The organism is Selenomonas sp. oral taxon 478, from assembly GCF_001189555.1.
Taxonomy (GTDB): domain Bacteria; phylum Bacillota; class Negativicutes; order Selenomonadales; family Selenomonadaceae; genus Centipeda; species Centipeda felix.
Map to the genome: position 1 here is coordinate 1,824,150 of NZ_CP012071.1, position 21,390 is coordinate 1,845,539.

A 21,390-nucleotide genomic window follows, 5' to 3' on the forward strand; every position below is an offset into this window, starting at 1 on the left:
ATGAATGCAGTGACAAAACGTATCCTCTGTGCATCTCTTGCTGTCTCCGTCCTTACGGCGGGGCAGGGGTGGGCGGCGAGCCTCGAGGAGGAGCGCGACAGCTACGATGCACAGGCAGAGGATCTGGGACGCCAGAGCGATGAGCTGGCGGGAAAGATCAACTCGCTCTCGGAGCAGAAGCGAATTTTGGATGAGGAAGCAAATGCGGCAATCGCGACGCATAAAGAACGTCGTGCGGAGCTGAATAAGACGCTTGAACGCCTTGAGGAGAACGAGGAGAAGCTCGCTGTCACAGAACGCGAGTATGACCGCAAGAGTGCGGCACTTGGGAAGCGTGTCCGCGATATCTACATCAACGGGCAGATTTCCTATATCGATGTGCTGTTCGGGGCAAAGGACTTCTCCGATTTCCTCACGCGCATGGATCTTCTGAAGCGTGTCATCAAGCAGGATTATGATCTCGTTCATGCCGTGCTTGCCGACCGCGATGCGATGCGTGCGCTCAAGGAGGAGCTGGAGAAGGATCGGGCGGCACAGGAGCCGCTCGAGAAGGAGGCGCGCGAGGCACGTCTCGCGATGGAGGAGAAGGTCGAGAAGCAGCGTGCAATCATCGAGCAGATGAAGTACGATAAAGCGACCATCGAGCGCAAGCAGGACGAGGCACGCGCGGCGTCAGAACGCATCACGCGGATGCTGCAGCGCAGCGGTCTGCGTAACCTCCCCGTGCAGGGCTCGGGCGCGATGATCTGGCCGCTGGGCGGACCGATCACGTCGGATTTTGGCTGGCGGGTTCATCCGATCACGGGCGCACAGCGCTTCCACAGCGGCATCGACATCGGCGGTGATTACGGCGATGCAATCTGTGCGGCACAGGCGGGAACAGTGGAATATGCGGGCTGGATCTCGGGCTATGGCAACGCCGTCATCATCAATCACGGCGGCGGCATATCAACGCTGTATGGACACTGTCAGTCACTGAATGTCAGTGTGGGTGAAAGCGTTTCGCAGGGCGACGTGATCGCCTACTGCGGGTCTACGGGCAACTCGACGGGTCCGCACTGCCACTTTGAGGTACGTGAAAACGGCGAGCCGGTCAATCCGCTGTCGTATTTGTAAGCGGGCGGAACGCCGCTCATCAATGAATTGAAGAGGATATGAGCAAAAAAAAGATTGTCTTGACCGCCATGATCTCGGTTTTGTGCGGCAGTATGTTGACGGTGCTTGCGGCGGGGGTATTCCTGCGCTCGATGGGCATCTACGGCGATGATGTTATCCGCCTGTTCGGCGTGATGAAGTTCATCCAGTCGCGTTACGTGGATGCGCCTGACACCAGTACACTCGTGGATGGTGCAATCGATGGAATGGTCGCCTCTCTCGGCGATCCGCATTCGGTCTATATGCCGCCCGAGATGTTTCGCACGCTGCGTCAGCAGACGGAGGGCTCGTTTGGCGGGATCGGCGTGACGATGGGCTTTAAGGATGGGACGGTAAAGATCATCTCCGTGCTTGACGGGACGCCCGGTGAGGCGGCCGGACTGCGCGCGGGCGATGAGATCCTCGCTGTGGACGGTGTGCCGACGAGCGAGCTGCCGAGCGAGGAGGTCGCGCTGCGTATCCGCGGTGAGGTTGGGACGCAGGTGACACTGCGCATCCTGCATGACGGCGCAGAGCAGGATGTGACGATCACGCGCAATGTGATACAGGTACACTCCGTGCGCGGTGTGATGCTCGACGGGACGACGATTGGCTACATCCGCATCGCTTCATTTGCAGAGCACACGGGCGATGAGTTCGCCGCAGAGATGGCGCGTCTCGGTGAGGCGGGCATGACCTCGCTCATCATCGATCTGCGTGAGAATCCGGGCGGATTGATTACGAGCTGTGTTGCCGTCGCCGAGCAGATTGTACCGGCAGGGCCGATTGTCTCCGTCATCAACCGTGACGGAGATACGGAGGTTTACCGCTCGCATCTCGAAGCACGCAAGTATCCGATTGTTGTGCTCATCGATGAGAACAGTGCGAGCGCATCGGAGATTCTGGCGGGGGCACTGCAGGATACGGGCGCGGCGACCATCATCGGCACGACTTCCTATGGGAAAGGGTCAGTGCAGGCGGTGATGCCGCTCTTCCACGACGATGGGCTGAAACTGACGATTGCCAAATACATTACACCGAACGGCCGCTCCATCGACGGCACGGGCATTACGCCGGATATCGTCGTTGAGCGTTCGCCGCAGGACACGACGGATGTCCAGTTCGAGGCGGCAAAGAAGTATCTGGAGGAGCATCCGAGTTTTTAATGAAGCACAAATAAATTCATCGTTATCATCTTGACGTATTTTTGCCCGCACTTCGGCGAAAAAGCTACGTCAATTCGATAGAGTTCATTTTATCTGTGATTCCTTAAGAAAAAACTAACCGTATGCTAAGCAGAATATAGCGCCCTTGCTGTAGCATGGGCGCATTCTTATCGGGATGAAAAGGAATTCCATACGTTGAGGTGGTTATGATGAAGAACAGGCGCCAGCGTGCTCTTGCTGCGCTTCTCGTGGGCGCAGTGCTGACATTTCCGCTGTCTGCAGATGCGATGCGGCTCAGCCTCGAAGATGCGATTGATACAGCACTTTCGGCGAATACGGGGCTGCGCATCACGCGTGAGGGAGAGCGCTCTGCCGATGCCGTCCTGCGTCAGGCGCGCGGGAAGAACAGCATTTCGGTTGGAGCGAGTGATAGTCTGCGTACGTCGAAGGCGAGCGACGCGAGTGAGCAGGTGAGCAACGGGATCAGCCTCTCGGCAAGTCTGCCGCTCTACAGCGGCGGAGCAAATGAGACGCGGATTCGTTCGGGTGAGATTGGCGCACATGCGGCACAACTGACGACCGAGCGTGCGCGCGAGGAGCTGAAATACGAGGTGATTGCCGCCTACTGGAACGCGGCAGAGGCGGAAAAAAAGATCGAGGTCCAACGCGACAGCGTGGACAAGTACGACGCCCATCTGAGGAATGTCAATGCACTCTACGAAGCAGGAGCACAGGCAAAAATCGACGTGATTCGCTCCTCGGTGGAGCTGTCAAATGCACGGCAGGAGCTCATCCGTGCTGAGAGTAGCTACGAGGTGAATCTCGCGGCCCTGCGCAATCTGCTGAACATTGACCGAACAGAACCGCTGCAGCTGACGACAGAGGTCCCCTATGAGCCGTTTGGCACGGCACTGACGGACTGCATTTCTTACGCACAGCGCACGCGGCTGGATCTCGCGGCACAGCGTGAGACTCTGCAGCAGCGCGAGCTGGCGGTGGATATCGCGCGTGCGGGGAAGAAACCGACGGTAAATCTGACCCTCGGTACGGGACTGACAAGTCAGTTTCGCCCGCACAGCGATACATCCTCCGATGTGTCTGCCTCGGTCGGTGTGAACTGGAACATCTTTGACAGCGGTGTGACGCGCAGTGCCATTGAGGCGGCGGAGGCAGAGCGTGACATCGCCCTCCTGAATGTCAAGAAAACTGAGGAGAGTATCGACCTGAATCTGCGGCAGGCGTACCTCAATATGCGCGAGGCAGAGCAGCGTTTTACTTCAACAGGAGACGCCGTACGTCAGGCGGAGGAGGACTACCGCATTGCATCGGAGCGTTACCGTGCGGGCGAGGGCATCCTTCTTGATATTCTTGACGCACAGACGGCCCTCACAACAGCACGGCAGAATGCGCTTAGTGCACGATATGACTATGCGCGTTATCGTGCGCAGGTGGAAAGCCTGATGGGGAAGGAGCTCACAGCAGAGGAGCACAAAGCGGCAGAGGGACTGCCTGCTGTGACGGATGAGGAGCGTACGGCGGCACAGGCGGCTTACGCTGAGGGGACGGATGCGGCAGCGAGGGGAGCACAGCCATGAGGAAACGAACGATCATCGGCATCGGTGCTTTGACAATGGCGTTGATTGCCGGCGGCAGTTACTGGTATTACACGCAGAGTGCAGCACAGGAAGCGGCGAAGGCGGTCTCGACCGTCGATGCCGCACGCATGAACATCAAGTCCACCGTCGAGGCGACAGGAACGATCCGCCCCGTGGACTCCGTTGAGGTCAGCTCGAAAATCACGGCGCGCATCAGCTCCGTTCTCGTCAAGGAGAATGATACCGTAACAGCGGGACAGATCGTCGCCACTCTCGACGGCAAAGACTATGAGGCAAAGCGCGATCAGGCACAGTATCGCGTGACGAATACGCGCGCGAAGTACAACCGCATGAGCTATCTTGAGAGCATCGGCGCAAAGTCGAAATCCGATCTTGAGGATGCAGAGTACAACTACGATACGGCGCAGTCCACGCTCGAGGAGGCAAACTCCGACGCGAATGAGACCATCATCACTGCGCCGATCTCGGGCGTGGTCGTCGGCGAGCCGAAGAACGCAGGGACGATGGCGGTGCAGGGCTCGGATAATCCGACGGTCATCATGCGCATCGCAGACCTCTCAAAGAAGCAGATCAAGGCGAAGGTGGACGAGACGGACATCGGCAATATTCGCATCGGCCAAAGCGCGACATTCAGTGTGGACGCCTTTACGGATAAGACCTTTACGGCACGCGTCTCCAAAATCTCTCAGACGGATGTGACGAACAGCTGGGATACCAGCTCATCGAGTTCTTCCTCCGCATCATCGAGTGCGAGCGTCATCTACTACTATGTCACGCTCGATGTGGATGATCCGGACAACCTGCTCCTCCCGGCAATGACGGCGCGTGTCGTCATTGACACGGCGGACAAAGATGATGCCCTTGTCGTGCCGCTCTCTGCGCTTAAGACGGACACGGCAGGTGCGTATGTGTTCGTGCTGAACGACGATGGGACACAGGAACAGCGCTATGTCGAAACCGGAATTTACAGCGATGAATACGTTGAGATCCTGTCGGGGCTGAGCGAGGGCGAGCACGTCGTGAACAGTTATACGGCGAAGAAGTCGACGGGCGGAAGCCAAGATCACGGCGGACCTCCGCCGATGTGATCGGAGGTCATGATGCAGAGCAAAGAGACAAGTACGATTCGTCTGCGCGGCATCCGCAAGGTCTACCGTATCGGCGGTGAGATGCTGGCCGCACTGGACGGCATCGACCTCGATATCCGACGCGGGGAATTCGCTGCGCTCATGGGACCCTCCGGCTCGGGGAAATCCACGCTCATGAACATTCTCGGCTGCCTTGACCGTCCCTCGGAGGGGTCGTATCGGCTTGACGGCGATGAGGTAGCGGGCCTCGACGACGATGCGCTTGCCATGACACGCAACAAGAAGATCGGTTTTGTCTTTCAGAATTTCAATCTTCTTCCGCGCATCTCGGCGCTCGACAACGTCGCTCTGCCGCTCGTTTATGCGGGGTGGGGACGGCACGAGCGGACGGCGCGTGCACAGGAGATGCTCGCTGCCGTGGGGCTTGGCGATCGCGGACAGCATCTGCCGAACGAGCTCTCGGGCGGACAGCGGCAGCGTGTCGCCATAGCCCGTGCCCTCGTCAACGACCCGCATATCATCATGGCGGACGAGCCGACGGGCAACCTCGATACGAAGTCCACGACGGAGATCATGGATATCTTTGAGCGGATGCACGAAAAGGGACACACGATCATCCTCGTCACCCATGAGCCGGAGATCGCCCTGCGCGCGAGTCGTCAGCTTCTCGTGCGTGACGGGAAGATCACGCGCGATGAGGGAAAGGGGGTCGTGATGGATGTTGTTTAAGGAATGCTTCGGCATGGCGGTGAATGCACTGCTCGCCAACAAGCTGCGCTCCCTCCTCACGATGCTCGGCATCATCATCGGCGTGGGCGCGGTCATCGCGATGGTCTCTATCGGCATGGGCGTGCGCACGAGTGTCTCGGACTCCTTCGCGAGTCTCGGGTCGAATATGCTCATCGTCATGCCGGGCTCGTCCAATCAGGGCGGTGTGCGCGGCAAGGCGGGCACGCGAAAGTCTCTGAAATACGACGATGCGAAGGCGATTCGGAGCAAGATCAAAGGCATTGACTATGTATCGCCCACCGTCTCGAGCTCCTATCAGGTCGTGAACGGCAACCTCAACTGGAATACGCAGGTGGAAGGCGTGACGCCGGAACTGATGCAGATCCGTTCCCTGAAGGTGGAGAACGGGACATTCATTACGACGAGCGATATGCAGAAACGCAGCCGCGTTGCCGTGATCGGCCCGACGGTCGCGTCCAACCTCTTTGGCACGGAGAATCCCGTCGGAAAAAATATCCGCATCAACAATCAGCCGTTCAAGGTCATCGGCATTACGGCGAGCAAGGGCCAGTCCATCGGACAGGATCAGGACGATGTGATCTACATCCCTCTGACGACGGCGCAGGAGCGTATGCTCGCCATCACGCACGTGCACTCCATCAACATACAGGTCTCCTCGCCTGAGAAAATGGATGAGGTACAGGCGGAAATTGAGACACTCCTGCGTCAGCGGCATCACATCCGCACGGGCGCGGAGGACGACTTCAACGTCCGCAACATGACCAGCCTCATGGAGAGCTTTACCGAAAACACGAATATGCTGACGCTCCTTCTCGGCTCGATTGCGGGCATCTCGCTGCTCGTCGGCGGCATTGGCATCATGAACATCATGATGGTCTCCGTCACGGAGCGCACGCGTGAGATCGGCATCCGCAAGGCACTCGGCGCAACCTCATCGAACGTGCTCATGCAGTTCATGATTGAGTCCATGGTCATCGGCATCGTCGGCGGCGTAATCGGCATTACGCTCGGCATTTCTCTCTCGAAGCTCATTGGCAGCTTTGGTGAACTCAAGACCTCCATTGAGATACTGCCGATCCTCGTCTCCTTTTCCTTTGCCGTCGGGATCGGCCTCTTCTTCGGCATCTATCCTGCCCGCAAAGCTGCCCGCCTTGACCCGATCGATGCACTGCGGTATGAGTGAATCCATACAATACAAAAGCGACTGCTGTACGAAGGGAAACTACGTACAGCAGTCGCTTTTCTACGGAAATTATTTATTGATAATCAGCGCCATAAAGACGAGATCCTCGGTTTCGGAGGCGTTGGCGATAGCGTGTATCTCACCGTCGCCGCAGAACGTCGTCGTGCCTGCGCCGATCTCGATCTCCTTGCCATTGTCGTTGTAGCGGGCACGCCCCGAGAGGATGTGATATGTCTCCGTATTGCCCTCGTGCTTGTGTGCGCCCATCGATGCATGGGGCGGGATCGTCACACGCGCGAACATGGCGCACTTGCCGTCCAGTTCCTTCGGCGTGAGGAGCTTCTGAATGTGGATCGTACCGTTGCCGCCAAAGCGCTTCTCGGCATCAATGTGCTCTGATTCGATGATTGCCATGAGTGAATCTCTCCTTTGTCATTACACATAAAATTTGATACAATGAACGATAAAGCACGCAGAAGAACGTGCTATATTCTAAATATTCGCGGTGGAGGCGTGTTTTCCTTTTTATGATTTACATTTTAAAATTTGGGGCGGCGTGGATTTTGCCGCCGGGGATTTTTGTTCTTGCTATGCTAGGGCTTGCCGTCTATCTATGGAAGAGGCGACATCAATCTCGTGCAGCTGTGCTGCTCTGTGCTCTGGCTGCTATGCTCTATCTCCTCTCCATCGGAGCCATATCGGATCGCCTGATGGGGGAGCTTGAGCGGACGTATCCCGTGCCCGAGGCGCCGCAGGGCGATGTCATCATCATGCTTGGCGGCGGGGCAATCGCGGATGTGCAGGATGTGGACGGCATGGGGATGCTCGCGCAGAGCCCGTCCTCGCGCCTTCTCGCGGTGTATCGCCTTCACCTGCGCACACATCTGCCGATCCTGCTCTCGGGCGGGCAGGTGTTCAGTGATACGGGCTCTGAGGCGGAGATCGCGCGGCGCGTCCTGCGCTCACTCGGCGTGCCGGACGATATGATCTATGTGGAGACGCGCAGCCTCACGACGGGGCAGAACGCACGCTATACGGCGGAGATCCTGCGGCGTGAGGGCTTTGTGCATCCGATTCTCGTGACCTCGGCGTTCCACCTGCCGCGCGCCGTGCTCAACTTTGAAAAACAGGGCATCACGGTGACCCCGTACCCCACGGACTTCTGGGTGAGCGGTGATCCGCAGCTCTATCTCATCAAGTTTGCGCCAAACGCAGGGGTGCTCTATACGAATACTGTGTACTTTCAAGAGAAACTGCGTACCATTGTGACGAGGTATCTCGAATGACGAAGAATATGACAGCGGGTGACCCCGCACGGCTGATCTTTTTCTTTGCGCTGCCTCTGATTGCAGGAAATATGATGCAGCAGCTCTATTCCTTTGTCGATACGCTCATCGTTGGACGATTCCTTGGGGTGAATGCACTTGCCGCCGTTGGCTGTACGGGCAGTCTCATGTTCCTCGCGCTCGGCTTCATTATGGGATTCTGCACGGGGATCACCATCTATACGGGACAGCGGTTCGGCGCGGACGATGCGGCGGGCGTGCGCCGCAGTGCGGCGACGTGTATCCTGCTCGGCATATTGACAGCGCTTCTCCTGACCGCATTCGTCTTTCCGCTGACGCGGCCGCTGCTCATCCTTATGGAGACTCCGCCTGAGATTTTAGACGGAGCGGTGGACTTTCTCTCCATCATCTTTGCCGGGCTGATGATATTTCTCCTGCTCTATTTGCAGAACTGCCTTATCCGTGCCCTCGGGGACAGTACGACACCGACAGTTATTCTGGGCATCACCCTTGCCATCAATGTCGTCCTCGAGCCGATTGCCATACTGGTACTGGATTTGGGCATCCCAGGCGCGGCGGGTGCGACGGTTGCCGCACAGGCGATCGGCATGATCGTCTTTTTCCTCTACATACGGCGGCGTATCCCTGCACTCTGCCCCGCCTGGCAGGACTGGAAACCAGATGCCTCGCTCCTCGCTGCGCATCTGCGGCTGGGGCTTCCGATGGGGCTGCAGTCCTCCGTGATTGCCCTCGGAGCGATCATCCTCCAAGTTGCCCTCAACAACCTCGGTGCACTGCCCGTGGCGGCATACGCGGCAACGCAGAAAATCGACGCCGTCGCCGTCATGCCCATGCTCTCCTTCGGCTATGCCATGGCGGCGTATACGGCACAGAACTACGGCGCACAGCAGTATGCGCGCATTCGCGCGGGTGTGCACGCCTGTCTCAAGATGTCTGCCGCCTTTGCCGTCGCCATCGGTATTCTGCTTATCGTCTTTGGGACGCATCTGCTCGCACTCTTTGTCGGCGCAGATGCACAGGGGGCAGAGGCGGTCATCGCCTATGGGCAAACCTTCCTCACTGTCAACGGTTCGACGTACATTATTCTCGCCGTCCTGCTCGTCTACCGCAACGTCCTGCAGGGGCTCGGCCAGAGCGTTGTCCCGACGATCGCGGGGGCGATGGAGCTCGTCATGCGTGCCGGTGCGGCGATCTTCCTCTGCGCCCATCTCGGCTTTCTCGGCGCGTGTCTCGCCAATCCCCTCGCATGGATCGGTGCCGGTATTCCCGTCGCGATCGCGTACTTCTGGACGGAGAAGACGCTGCGAAGCACATAAGAGCAAAAGAATGGGACAGGTGCAGGAGTCCTTTCTGCATCTGTCCCATTCTTTTCCTCTTAATTTTTATAGTACTTCGCGCAGAATCCACGGAATGAGCGGTATGCGGCAGGGGGGAGCGATGCGGTCTGCTGCCTCCTTTGCCGCGTCGGCTGCGTCCTCGGGGGCGATGCCGATATCTGCCATGCGCAGCAGTTCGACGTCGTTCTCGTAGTCACCACAGGCGATAATGCGGCGTCCCGCATACTGCGGCATCGTCCGCAGCACCTCTGCCATCGCGCCCTTACTCGTACCGGGCGGGACAAATTCGAGGTAGTTCGCCTCCGAGTAGAACGATGTGGAGCATTTGTCAATGCCGAGCTCCGCGGCGAGCCGCTCGACGAATTTGAGATTGATGGGCGCGTCACAGATGAAGAACTTCAGCCATGTCTCGCCTTCCACGGCGCGGAGTTCCGTATGGTTGACGTTGTAGAACTCATCCGTGAGGCGCGGATCGTCGTTTTCCTCGGGGCTGATGATGTGGCAGCGCCCCTCCGTGTAGACTTCGACGCAGGCACGCGGAAACTGGTAGAGGACGCGTGCGGCGAATGTGCGCCAGAGGTCACCGTCCAGTGTGCGCACCTCGAGCACGCGGTCTTCCGTCAAATCCTTCAGCATTGCCCCGTTGAAAAAGATGCTCGGGGCGTTGACGGTAATGCCGTCCAGATAGGGGAGTGCTGCCTCGGGCGTGCGTCCCGTTGCGGCGGCAAAGGCTCCGCCCGCCGCCGTAAATGCGTTGAGTGCCGCAAGATTCTCGTCGGCGATTGCCTCGTGACGCGGAATCAGTGTTCCGTCAAGGTCGCTGATGAGGAGGATGTCGTCATATCGTTTTTCGCTCATATTGCACCGATGTCCGTCAGATAGTTCTGCATCATCCTGCGCCCCTCGGGCGTCAATATGGATTCGGGATGAAACTGGATGCCCTCGATGGGGAGCGTCTTGTGGCGCACCCCCATGATCGTTCCGTCGTCGAGCTGACTCGTCACGTCCAGCACATCGGGCAGGTTCTCGCGCGCGATGATGAGGGAGTGGTAACGGGCGACCTCTGTGGGATTCGGAATATCGCGGTAGAGCCCCGTGCCGGAGTGACGGATGGGGGATGCCTTGCCGTGGACGATTTCTCCCGCGCGGACGACGCGTCCGCCGAAGACCTCGCCGATGGCCTGATGCCCGAGGCAGATGCCGAGAAGCGGGATCTCGCCGCCGAGCTGACGAATGACCTCCTCGGAGATGCCCGCGTCCTGCGGAATGCCGGGACCAGGCGAGATGATGATGCCGCGGTAGTCTTTCGCGCGAATCCCGTCGATGGAAATTTTGTCGCTGCGGACGACCTCGACCTGCGCGCCGATGTCGCTGAACAGCTGATAGATGTTATAGGTAAAGGAGTCGTAGTTATCAAGCAAAAGCAGCATTGTTCTCGACCTCCTCTACCACCTCAAAGAGAGCCTTTGCCTTCTGCAGGATCTCGAGGTATTCCTTCTCGGGCACGGAATCCTTGACGATGCCCGCCCCCGCCTGGATGATTGCCGTATCGTCATGCTCGATGCACATGGTGCGCAGGGTGATGCACATATCCATGTTGCCGCGAAAGTCCATGTATCCTACGGTTCCCGCGTAAAAGCCGCGTTCCTGCGGCTCGAGCTCGTGGATGATCTCCATGGCGCGCAGTTTCGGTGCACCGCTGACCGTGCCGGCAGGGAATGTGGCACGCAGGACGTCCATGGGTGCGTAATGCGGGGCGATTTCACCGACGACACTGCTCACCATGTGGGAGACGTGGGAGAACCGTTCGACCGCCATCAGCTTCGGCACGCGCACCGTGCCCGGGACGCTGATGCGGCCGAGGTCGTTGCGTGCGAGGTCGACGAGCATGGCGTGCTCGGCACATTCCTTTTCATCTGCACGCAGATCAGCTGCGAGACGCGCATCCTCCTCATCGTTCGCACCGCGCTTTCGCGTTCCCGCGATGGGGTAGGTATAGACCGTGCTGCCCGCCACCTTGATCAGCATCTCAGGGGATGCTCCGACGAGCTTAACTGCGCCGAAGTTGTAGTAGAACATATAGGGGGAAGGGTTGACCTGCCGCAGACGCCGATAGAAGAGGAACGGCGGGCGCGTGATCTTGGCGCGGAAGCGGAAGGAGGGAACAGCCTGAAAGATGTCGCCGGCATAGATATGTTCCTTGACCGTTTTGACTGTCTCCAGAAATTCCGTCGGCGCCGTTCCGTACTGCGCCATAAAGTCAATGGGCGCTGACCGTTTGCTCGGCGGTGCTGTGGGCAGGGCACAGGGAGCGGCAAGGCGGCTGCGCATGGCGGAGAGGCGATCGGCGATCACATCGTAGAGCTCGCCCGCATCATCCCCCTCCTTGATGTCGGCGAGGTAGTGCAGACGTGCACTGTTGCGCAGAGCATCGTAGACGACGAGATAGCGGCACATCATGAATTGCCCGAGCAGATGCTCACCGCCGAGATGAACGCCGCGTACGCGGTCAAACGTCGCAGCCGTTTCGTAGGAGAAGTAGCCTGCCAGTCCGCCGTGGACGAGCGGCAGCTGTTCTTTGTCCTCCGCAGGGGTAAAGCGTGCCGCATATTCCTTCATTGTATCATGCGGCGCACCCGAGATGCTCTTCATCAGGCCGTTTTCGTTGATGAGCAGCTTGTCGGCAAAGACCTGCACGCGCACGAATGGCTCACCGCCGATGAAGGAGTATCGTCCGAACTGCTGCTGTGTCGTATCGACGGACTCCATGATGTAGCCCTTCTTTTCGCCGACCAACTTATAGTAGATGGAGACGGGTGTGTCGAGATCCATCGTCAGCTCTGTGGAGACAGTGATGAGATTTGCCGTTTTTGCCGCGCTGATAAAATCCTCTTTGGTGTGGCTCAGCTTCATTGATTGATCTCCATGACGACCTCGCGCTCCTTACGTCCGAGAATCCAGCCGAGCACCTTCAGTTCTGCGTAGAGCATCTGCTGCTGCTCACGGTTGTTCTCGTGGCTGCCTTTCAGCTGTTTGTACTGCTTGCGGCCGAGATTGTAGCGCGCGAGGATCTCCGCCTCACTGCGCATCTTGTGGCGTCCGCCTGCGTGCATCCGCACCAGCTCCTCCACATCGGCGTCGGTGTAGGTGGGGGGAGCGGGGGGCTTTGCCATCTGACGGACGAGGTCGGTAATCTCGTGATCGTTCATGCTCATGGCACTCTTCCTTTCTTCTTGGGGAAATACGGGCGTTCTTGGCGGTTACACGTTGGCTTCGCGCGCTTTCAGGTACCGGATCATGGCGTCGGCGGTATGCTTCGCCTCCTTGACGACCTGCACGACATTCCACGGGCCGAACACGACGTCACCCGCCGAGAATACGCCGTCACGGTCGGTCATGCCGTTCTCATCGACCTTGACCAGGCCCTTCTCATTGAGGTGGATGCCCGTCGTCGTGCGTACGATCTTGTCCTTCGCTGCCTGACTTGCCGCGATGACCGTACTGTCGGCGGGGATGAGATACGGCTCGCCCTCACTGATGAGCTTCTGATTCTCATCGAAGACGCGGTCATACATCATGGGTCCCTCTGGTGTGACGGAGTGAATGCCTTTTGCGTACTGGATCTCGCAGCCATCCATGAGTGCGTATTCCAGCTCGCGCTCGCTCGCAGAGATGCCGTTGCGTCGTGCGTAGATCGTGACGTAGCGGCTGCCCTTGCGGATTGCCGTACGCGCAACATCCATTGCCGAGTTGCCCGAGCCGATGACAGCGACGCGGTCGCCGAGGTGGTAGACGTCGGGGTTCTGGAGATAGTTGACGGCAAAGTGGCAGTTGCCGAGCGTCTCGCCGTGAATGCCAAGACTCTTGGCGCGCCACGCGCCCGTGCCCATGAAGATGGCCTCATAGCCGTCGCGGAAGAGATCGTCGACGCTGATTGCACCGCCGATGGTCGTGTTCGGACGGATGTGGATGCCGAGCGTCAGGAGTTTCTCGGCGTAGCGGTCAAGCGTCGAGGGCGGCAGACGAAAGTCGGGGATGCCATAGCGCAGCATGCCGCCGATCTTCTGCATCCGCTCGAAGATGGTCACGCCGTAGCCCTCCTGTGCCAGCTTGACCGCTACGACGATGCCCGCAGGTCCCGCACCGATGACGGCGACATTGTGTCCGTTGTAGGATTTGCGCGCGAGGACGAGCTTGTCGAGATAAGTGTCTGAGATGTAGTGCTCGATGCTTGAGATCTGGATGGGTGCGCCACGTCGTCCCTGAATGCAGTGCCCTTCGCACTGGGCATCATGGTCGCAGACCAAGGAGCAGAACACACTCATGGGATTGTTGTCGTAGAGCATCGCACCCGCCTCATTGATCTTCCCGTCGAGGAAGAGGCGGATCATCTCAGGGACATTTGTCTGCACGGGGCAGCCCTGCAGGCGGCACAACGGCTTTTTGCACTGGAGGCAGCGCCGCGACTCGTTAATTACGTGAACAGCCATGTAGCTAATCCTTTCGTTTTGTCGTATCGCTTCTTAAAATGAAAATACACGAAAACATTATAGCACAACTCGTTCCCGCTGTCATAGATGCAGAAAAGAAAGCGTTCTGTCGTAATACAATATATTGTTGCTTTTAAAAATTATTTGCAAAGAATTAGAATACATGATACTATTTCTGCGTTGGAATCATGATGTGGGAGGAGATATCATGCAGTTCAGATCCATTCGGACAAAGTTTTTGGCATCGCTGCTGCCAGTGATGCTGATCGGATTTCTCGCGTTCTTTGGCATCAGCTATAAAATGGCAAGCAATATGCTCATTGACAACGCGGATACGATTGGCAAAGGGGTCGGCAAGCAGGCGGCACTTGAGGTGCAGCGTCTCTTTGAGACGAATGTGGTGCATTTGGAGATCCTCGCGGAGGACAATGCCATTCTGCACGGCAGCGATGAGGAAAAACTTGCTGCCCTGCAGGCGGTGCAGTCTCAGACAGAGGTGTTCTCGAATGTGGCATACCTCGATCGAAACGGTGTCGGAATTGATACGGAGAGCGGCTCTGTCGACCGTTCGGATCGCGGCTATTTCAAGCAGGCAGTTCAGACGCAGAAGACGGCAATCTCGGGGCCGATCATTGCGACATCAGGGAAGGCGATTGCCGTCATCGGTGTTCCTGTAAAGGAGAACGGCTCGGTCGTCGGCGTGGTCGCGGGGACGGTCGTTCTGTCGCGCTTCGACGAGCTCCTTGCGAAGATGAATCCCTACCGCACAGGACAGGTGCTTGTGATGGATGAGTCGGGCATCGTGATGATCCATCCTCACGATGAGGCACAGGTTGGCAAGCTGGATTTCAGCAAGGAGAATTCGAGTGCCAAGCTCTCAAAGGATCTTGTGGATGGCTTTAAGTCCATGCTCGACAAGGATCAGCCGACGCTCGTCCACTATGAGCGTGAGTCCGGCGAGGAGATGACGGGCGTTCTTGTGCCGATTCATCTCGACGGACGGCGCTGGGTGGTCATGTCCGAGGCATCGAACAGTGAAATCCTTGCGAATGCCCATGACCTCCTGCTGGTGCTTGCAGGGCTGACCCTCATCATTGTGATCCTTGTTTCGGGCGTTATCTTCTATATCTCGAATAGCTTTGCAGATAACATCAAAAAGGCGGTACGCGTCTGTGAGACCATCAACAGTGGCGACCTGCGCGAGATGCCGCGCACCATTACGTCGCAGGATGAGATGGGGCAGCTCTCCGATGGCTTGGCACAGATGCGCCATACGCTCAACGTGCTGATCAAGAAGATCCAGTCCAACGCCGCAGAGCTGTCGAACTCGGCAGAGGGGCTCACGGAGGCATCCCATCAGACGGCAGAGGCATCCAACCATGTTGCCGCGTCGATTGCCGAGATCGCCGAGGGGATCGAGCGGCAGTCCACCTCGTCCACCTCGGTGGCAGGAGCGGCAACGTCGATTTCCGGGCATGCAGCCGATATGGCGAAACAGGCGGATGCCGTTGCCGAAGTGTCACAGCATACCGTCGAGCGCGTACGCGAGGGGCGCAGTTCCATCGATGAAGTCGTGAACTACATGGAGCAGATCAAGACGGGCTCGGAGACGGTCGATGCCGCGATTGCAGCACTCGGCAAGGGCTCGGAGGAGATCAGCAAGAGCGTTGAGGTCATCGGCAGCATTGCAGAGCAGACAAATCTGCTTGCGCTCAATGCCGCCATCGAGGCTGCGCGTGCAGGCGAGCATGGGCGCGGTTTTGCCGTCGTCGCCGAGGAGGTCAGAAAGCTTGCCGAGGAATCGGGTGAGTTCTCAAAGAAGATCTCTGAGATCATGACGTCCGTGCAGGCGGATATGGAACGCGCTGTTGAGGCGGGAAAGCGCGGCAATGAGTACGTTGGACACGGCCTCACCTCCGTGCGCACAGCAGATGAGGTGTTCCAGTCGATTGCTGCGGCGATTCAGCAGCTTGGCGACGGGATCGAGGGGATTACGTCCGGCATCCGTCAGATGGAGACCGAGACGCAGACCGTACGCGCCCAGATCGACGAGATCCAAAAGATCAGTACGGCAAGTGCGGACAGCAGTCAGAGTGTCTCTGCGGCGACCGAGGAACAGTCCGCCTCCACGCAGGAGATCGCCGCCGCGTCGCGCCGTCTCTCGGGGCTTGCCGAGGAACTGGCGGAGGAGACCAAGAAGTTTAAGTTATAGGGAAACACTGATAAAATGAGGTCTGCCAGATTGGCGTAGATTTTTCGTCCGAACGAGGTGGAAAACCGGACGCAGAGTGGTGCTCTGTGGAGGATTTTCCGCCGAAGTGCGGACAAAAAAGATGCGTCAAGATGGTTGAACCGAATTTATCAGTGCTTCCATAGAGCTCATCAAAACGGATGGGCTGCGTAAGAGGGAGTCACTGCTCTTGCAGTGGCTCCTTTCCTGTTGTATGATAAGAAGCATAAAAGGAGGCGTTTTCATGGGAAAAGCGATGATTATCGGTGCGGGCGGCGTGGCGAGCGTTGCCGTGCATAAATGCTGTCAGAACCCCGAGGTGTTTGAGGAGATCCTCATCGCCTCGCGTACGAAATCAAAATGTGATGCGCTGAAGGAAAAACTGGATGGCGGTAAAACGAAGATTCACACCGCTGCCGTAGATGCAGACGATGTGCCTGCCCTGACGGCACTCATCAAGGATTTCGCGCCGGACGTCGTGCTGAATCTGGCACTCCCGTATCAGGATCTGCACATCATGGATGCATGTCTCGCAGCGGGCGTTCACTATGTGGATACGGCGAATTACGAGCCGGAGGATACGGCGAAGTTTGAGTACAGCTGGCAGTGGGCATATGCTGACCGCTTCCGTGCGGCAGGGCTGACGGCTCTCCTCGGCTCAGGCTTTGACCCTGGCGTGACGGGCGTTTTCAGCGCCTATGCGATGAAGCATGAATTCGACGAGATCAACTACATCGACATTCTCGACTGCAACGGCGGCGACCATGGCTACCCCTTTGCGACGAATTTCAATCCGGAGATCAACATCCGCGAGGTATCGGCAAACGGCAGCTATTGGGAGAACGGTGCGTGGGTTGAGACGAAGCCGATGGAGATCAAGCGCGTCTACGACTTCGCCGAAGTCGGCAAAAAGGATATGTACCTCCTCCATCACGAGGAGCTGGAGTCCCTCGCGAAGAACATCAAGGGGATCAAGCGCATCCGCTTCTTTATGACGTTCGGCGAGAGCTATCTGACGCACCTGCGCTGTCTCGAGAATGTCGGCATGACCTCGATCGAGCCGATTGACTTTGAGGGGAAGCAGATCATCCCGCTCCAGTTTCTGAAGGCCGTCCTGCCCGATCCTGCGAGCCTTGGCCCACGGACGAAGGGCAAGACGAACATCGGCTGCATCTTCCGCGGAAAGAAGGGCGGTGCAGAGAAGAACTACTATCTTTACAATGTCTGCGACCATGAGAAATGCTATGCCGAGGTCGGATCGCAGGCGGTCGCCTATACCACGGGCGTGCCTGCGATGATCGGCGCGATGATGGTCATGACAGGGACGTGGCGGAAACCCGGCGTCTTTAACGTCGAGGAGTTCGATCCGGATCCGTTCATGGATGCGCTGAATCGGTGGGGGCTGCCGTGGCAGGAGAGCCATGACCCCGTGCTGGTGGACTGATGGCGGCGAATGCATGGCGTGCGGAGTGGAACGAGGTTCCCACGCCGGCCTATCTCGTCTATGAGGAGCTCTTGGAGAAGAACCTCAAAGTCCTTGCCGAGGTCGCAGAGGATACGGGAGCAACGATTCTCCTCGCACAAAAGTGCTTCTCCATGTATCACTACTATCCGCTGATTGGGCGCTATCTGGCAGGGACGACAGCAAGCGGCATCTATGAAGCGCGCCTCTCGCAGGAGGAGATGGGCAAAGAAAACCACGTTTTTAAGCCCGCCTATGAGGATGAGGAGATCGAACAGCTCGCGTCGATCTGCGATCATATCATCTTTAATTCGTTTTCCCAGTGGGAACGGTTTGGCACGGTGGCACGTCTGCACGGTGCGTCCTGTGGGATGCGCATCAACCCCGAGTGCTCGACGCAGGATCATGCCATCTACGATCCGTGTGCACCGGGGTCACGCCTTGGCGTAAAGATTGCGGATTTTCGTCCCGATCTTCTCGCGGGGCTCGACGGCCTGCACTTTCATACGCTCTGTGAGCAGGGGGCGGATGCACTTGAAAAGACGCTTGATGCCGTGGAGGAAAAGTTCGGAAAGTACCTCCATGGGATGAAGTGGCTGAACTTCGGCGGCGGTCACCATATTACGCGCGCGGGCTACGATATTTCCCTGCTCAAGAAGCTGATTCGCCGCGTACAGGAAAAATACGATGTGGCGGTCTATCTCGAGCCGGGGGAGGCAGTCGCGCTGAATGCGGGCTTTCTTGTCTCCGAGGTACTCGACGTGCAGGCGGGCGGGAACGTGATCCTGAATACCTCCGCCGCCTGCCACATGCCGGATGTCATCGAGATGCCCTACCGCCCGCCTGTCGTCGGCGCGGGCGAAGCGGGGGAGAAGGCGCATACGTACACGCTGGCAGGGCCAACCTGTCTGGCGGGCGACACGATTGGAACCTACTCGTTTGATGCGCCGCTGCGCATCGGCGACCGCGTTGTATTCGGCGATATGGCAATCTATACGATGGTCAAGAACAATACGTTCAACGGGATGCCGCTGCCGCATATCATTGCCGTCTCTCCGCAGGGAGAATGGGAGACGGTACGCACATTCGGCTATGATGATTTTAAGATGAGACTTTGACCAAAGGAGAGAACTGCTGTGAGGGCAGATTCTCTCCTTTTGAATAGATATTGCCTATGACAAACTAACTTGTGTTTATTTCTGCGCCGCCTTATAATATTCCCATAGAAGGGAGCAGATCGTATGAAAGAGAACGCAGAACTGAGCCGCAGAAACTTTCTCAAAGGGAGCGCACTTGCATTGGGGGGGCTCGTCGCCGCGCCGACACTGCTGACGGGCTGCGCCGCGAATCCCAACGATCACCTCATCCCGCCCAAGGCGCCGGAAGGAGCACCGCCGCCGCCCGCGTGGCTCGGGACAGCACCGGAGATTCCAGCGGAGAAAATCAGCGATACGTACAGTGCGGACATTGTCATCGTCGGCGCAGGCCTTGCGGGTCTGACGGCGGCGCGTGCGGCATCGGAGCACGGGGCGTCTGTTCTTGTCATGGAGCGGGCGAGTACATGGCAGTGCCGCAGTGGACAGTTCGGCACGATCGGCAACCGTTATCAGCGGGAGTTGGGCATCAGCTTTGACAAGAATGCCGCCATCCTCGAAAATATGAAGCAAATGGGCTACCGTGCCGATCAGCGCATGTGGAACTACTGGGCGGAGCACAGCGGCAAGGATTTTGACTGGATGCTCAACCTCGCTCCTGCCGTTCACGTGATGAAGGAGACGGATACGGAGCTCGACCGCACGAAGATCAACCTGCAGATGATGCACTATCCGCTCCCGCCGGGATACAATCGCAGCGAGGAGAACAGCCCGACCTATCCGACGGTGATGACGCTCCTGCCGAGTCAGGAGCCGCTGCTGACGTTGGTCTATGAAAAATGTCTCGCGCAGGGCTGCAAATTCATCTATGCAACGCGTGCCAAGAAGCTCGTCCGTGAGGCGGACGACGGGCGTGTGACGGCGGTGATCGGCGAGGACATTCACGGAAAGATTGTCCAGTGTACGGCACGCAAAGCCGTGATTCTGGCGACAGGGGACTACGGCAGCAACAAGGAAATGATGTCATATTTTGTTCCGTGGGCAGTCGATTATCTGAACGTCTTCCCAAATCGCGACGCGTGGGATACGCCGACGAATACGGGCGATGGGCATCGGATGGCGGCATGGGTCGGCGGCAAGATCGAGGACGGTCCTCACGCGCCGATGATCCATACGCTCGGCGGTCCGCTCGGCGTCGATGCCTATCTCCTGCTCAACGACGACGGACAGCGGTTCGTCAACGAGGACATTGGCGGACAGCAGCTCTCCTGCGCCATTTATCGTCAGCGCGGCAGCTACGCATGGCAGATCTTTGATGACAACTGGCCGGAGCAGCTGGGGGCGATGGGCGTTTCCCACGGGAGCGTAAACCACTGTGTTCCTGCCGCAGAGAACCCGAAACTTCCGCCTGACTGTCAGTGGGCGATCGGACGGACGTCCTATACCTCGCGCGAGGATCTGGACAAGACGCCGGGACTCATCAAGGCGGGCAGCATCGAGGAACTCGCGGCGGCACTCGCGCCGGACCGCCCTGCCGTACAGCGTACGATATTGGCGGAGATCGCACGCTATAATGAGCTTGTCAATGCGCATCAGGATCGGGATTTCGGTAAGGCAGCGAAGCGCCTCTTTCCCCTTGAGAAGCCGCCGTTCTATGCGGGCAAGATGCTTGGCGGGGCTCTCCTGGTCAATATGGGCGGACTGACGGTGAACCCCGAGGACGGCAACGTACTGGATGCAGAGAACCACGGCATTCCCGGACTGTATGCGGCCGGCAATACACAGGGCGGACGCTTTGTCGGAGATTACCCTGTGGTGACGGCAGGCGTCAGCCATGCCTTTGCGCTCGTCTATGGGCGGCTTGTCGGCAACGTTGCGGCGCAGCTCTGAGAAAGGCGGGACAATGAAGATGTTTCAGAAATTCAAAGAGCCGCGCACCCTATTGGTGCTCGTGATCGTACTCGCAGCGTGCGGCTTCGGCGGACTCGCCATCCTTTCCCAGGTCAGTGCAAACCCTGCGTTCTGCGTGAGTTGTCACAATATGCAGCCCGAGTATGACAGCTATGCGCAGGGGAATCTGCTCGCAAAGCAGCACGCAGATGCAGGCGTAACCTGTCACGACTGTCATGAGCCGACGCTGCTCCAGCAGATGAATGAGGGCTGGCTCTTCGTAACGGGGAACTATGAGAGCCCCATGCCGAAGTACGGCTATACGAATGAGCAGTGTCTCTCCTGCCACACCTTTGAGGGGATCAAACAGGCGACGGCGCGGTATGGCAAGGAAAATCCGCACGACCCCGTGCATCTGGCGGGCAATGAGAATCCGCAGAACTGTGCGGACTGCCATTCGATGCATCATCCGCAGTCGGCAAAGAAATGTACGGCCTGTCATCCTGTGAGCTGGAAACTGGATTCGAGTTGGGAGAAGTAGGGGAGAAGGCAAAGTACTTTGACAATATCCATGTAAACAAAAATAATTATTAAAAAGTATAAATTTCTATTGACATGAAAAATTTTCCGTGCTATGATGTGA

Annotated in this window: 19 protein-coding genes; 13 read left to right on the forward strand and 6 right to left on the reverse strand. The window is 58.0% G+C overall.

Annotated features, from left to right (window positions below; translation table 11 throughout):
• From ADJ74_RS08500 to ADJ74_RS08525, 6 genes are all read left to right on the forward strand, one after another.
• Positions 1–1,116: a murein hydrolase activator EnvC gene (locus tag ADJ74_RS08500; protein ID WP_050343483.1), complete on the forward strand. Its 1,116-nt coding sequence runs from the start codon at positions 1–3 to the stop codon at positions 1,114–1,116.
• 38 nt (positions 1,117–1,154) lie between these two features.
• On the forward strand, positions 1,155–2,300 hold the full coding sequence (locus ADJ74_RS08505) for a S41 family peptidase (RefSeq protein ID WP_050343485.1): 1,146 nt from the start codon (positions 1,155–1,157) through the stop codon (positions 2,298–2,300).
• A 206-nt stretch (positions 2,301–2,506) separates the two neighbouring features.
• Positions 2,507–3,895 (forward strand): TolC family protein, encoded by a 1,389-nt coding sequence (locus ADJ74_RS08510; RefSeq protein WP_157040603.1) that lies wholly within the window; start codon positions 2,507–2,509, stop codon positions 3,893–3,895.
• Entirely contained in the window at positions 3,892–5,004 is a 1,113-nt protein-coding gene (locus tag ADJ74_RS08515) for an efflux RND transporter periplasmic adaptor subunit (RefSeq protein WP_050343487.1), read from the forward strand. Before ADJ74_RS08510 ends, ADJ74_RS08515 begins: the two co-directional genes overlap by 4 nt.
• 12 nt (positions 5,005–5,016) lie before the next feature.
• Positions 5,017–5,733: an ABC transporter ATP-binding protein gene (locus tag ADJ74_RS08520; RefSeq protein WP_050343489.1), complete on the forward strand. Its 717-nt coding sequence runs from the start codon at positions 5,017–5,019 to the stop codon at positions 5,731–5,733.
• A complete protein-coding gene (locus tag ADJ74_RS08525; protein WP_050343491.1) occupies positions 5,723–6,937 on the forward strand; it encodes an ABC transporter permease in 1,215 nt (404 codons plus the stop codon). Before ADJ74_RS08520 ends, ADJ74_RS08525 begins: the two co-directional genes overlap by 11 nt.
• Positions 6,938–7,006: 69 nt before the next feature.
• Here ADJ74_RS08525 and ADJ74_RS08530 read toward each other — a convergent pair whose 3' ends face one another.
• Positions 7,007–7,351, reverse strand: coding sequence for a cupin domain-containing protein (locus ADJ74_RS08530; RefSeq protein WP_050343492.1), 345 nt, complete (start codon positions 7,349–7,351; stop codon positions 7,007–7,009).
• 113 nt (positions 7,352–7,464) lie between these two features.
• On the opposite strand from ADJ74_RS08530, the gene ADJ74_RS08535 reads away from it, so the two are divergent.
• Positions 7,465–8,223: a YdcF family protein gene (locus ADJ74_RS08535; RefSeq protein WP_050343494.1), complete on the forward strand. Its 759-nt coding sequence runs from the start codon at positions 7,465–7,467 to the stop codon at positions 8,221–8,223.
• Positions 8,220–9,560 carry an MATE family efflux transporter gene (locus tag ADJ74_RS08540; protein WP_050343496.1) on the forward strand — a complete coding sequence of 447 codons (1,341 nt, stop codon included), beginning with the start codon at positions 8,220–8,222 and terminating at the stop codon, positions 9,558–9,560. The genes ADJ74_RS08535 and ADJ74_RS08540 overlap by 4 nt, the downstream gene beginning before the upstream one ends.
• Before the next feature lie 66 nt (positions 9,561–9,626).
• On the opposite strand, the gene ADJ74_RS08545 is transcribed toward ADJ74_RS08540, so the two are convergent.
• From ADJ74_RS08545 to ADJ74_RS08565, 5 genes are read right to left on the reverse strand one after another with little or no spacing between them, the layout of a single operon-like run.
• Positions 9,627–10,439 carry an HAD hydrolase family protein gene (locus ADJ74_RS08545; protein ID WP_050343498.1) on the reverse strand — a complete coding sequence of 271 codons (813 nt, stop codon included), beginning with the start codon at positions 10,437–10,439 and terminating at the stop codon, positions 9,627–9,629.
• The gene (locus tag ADJ74_RS08550) at positions 10,436–11,011 is read right to left on the reverse strand and encodes an aminodeoxychorismate/anthranilate synthase component II (RefSeq protein ID WP_050343500.1); all 576 of its coding nucleotides are present in this window, start codon (positions 11,009–11,011) and stop codon (positions 10,436–10,438) included. The genes ADJ74_RS08545 and ADJ74_RS08550 overlap by 4 nt, the downstream gene beginning before the upstream one ends.
• Positions 10,995–12,494, reverse strand: a complete 1,500-nt coding sequence (locus ADJ74_RS08555; RefSeq protein ID WP_050343502.1) for an anthranilate synthase component I family protein — start codon at positions 12,492–12,494, stop codon at positions 10,995–10,997. The genes ADJ74_RS08550 and ADJ74_RS08555 overlap by 17 nt, the downstream gene beginning before the upstream one ends.
• Positions 12,491–12,796 (reverse strand): hypothetical protein, encoded by a 306-nt coding sequence (locus ADJ74_RS08560; protein WP_050343504.1) that lies wholly within the window; start codon positions 12,794–12,796, stop codon positions 12,491–12,493. The genes ADJ74_RS08555 and ADJ74_RS08560 overlap by 4 nt, the downstream gene beginning before the upstream one ends.
• A gap of 45 nt (positions 12,797–12,841) precedes the next feature.
• The gene (locus ADJ74_RS08565; protein WP_050343506.1) at positions 12,842–14,071 is read right to left on the reverse strand and encodes an FAD-dependent oxidoreductase; all 1,230 of its coding nucleotides are present in this window, start codon (positions 14,069–14,071) and stop codon (positions 12,842–12,844) included.
• 208 nt (positions 14,072–14,279) lie between these two features.
• Here ADJ74_RS08565 and ADJ74_RS08570 point away from each other — a divergent pair, with 208 nt between their 5' ends.
• From ADJ74_RS08570 to ADJ74_RS08590, 5 genes are all read left to right on the forward strand, one after another.
• Positions 14,280–16,283, forward strand: a complete 2,004-nt coding sequence (locus ADJ74_RS08570) for a methyl-accepting chemotaxis protein (RefSeq protein WP_050343508.1) — start codon at positions 14,280–14,282, stop codon at positions 16,281–16,283.
• Between the two features lie 262 nt (positions 16,284–16,545).
• Positions 16,546–17,745, forward strand: coding sequence for a saccharopine dehydrogenase family protein (locus ADJ74_RS08575; RefSeq protein ID WP_050343510.1), 1,200 nt, complete (start codon positions 16,546–16,548; stop codon positions 17,743–17,745).
• Positions 17,745–18,881 carry a carboxynorspermidine decarboxylase gene (gene nspC, locus ADJ74_RS08580; protein WP_050343512.1) on the forward strand — a complete coding sequence of 379 codons (1,137 nt, stop codon included), beginning with the start codon at positions 17,745–17,747 and terminating at the stop codon, positions 18,879–18,881. Before ADJ74_RS08575 ends, nspC begins: the two co-directional genes overlap by 1 nt.
• Positions 18,882–19,004: 123 nt before the next feature.
• Positions 19,005–20,747, forward strand: coding sequence for an FAD-dependent oxidoreductase (locus ADJ74_RS08585; protein ID WP_050343513.1), 1,743 nt, complete (start codon positions 19,005–19,007; stop codon positions 20,745–20,747).
• A gap of 13 nt (positions 20,748–20,760) precedes the next feature.
• A complete protein-coding gene (locus ADJ74_RS08590; RefSeq protein ID WP_050343515.1) occupies positions 20,761–21,288 on the forward strand; it encodes a NapC/NirT family cytochrome c in 528 nt (175 codons plus the stop codon).
• Positions 21,289–21,390 lie beyond the last annotated feature (102 nt).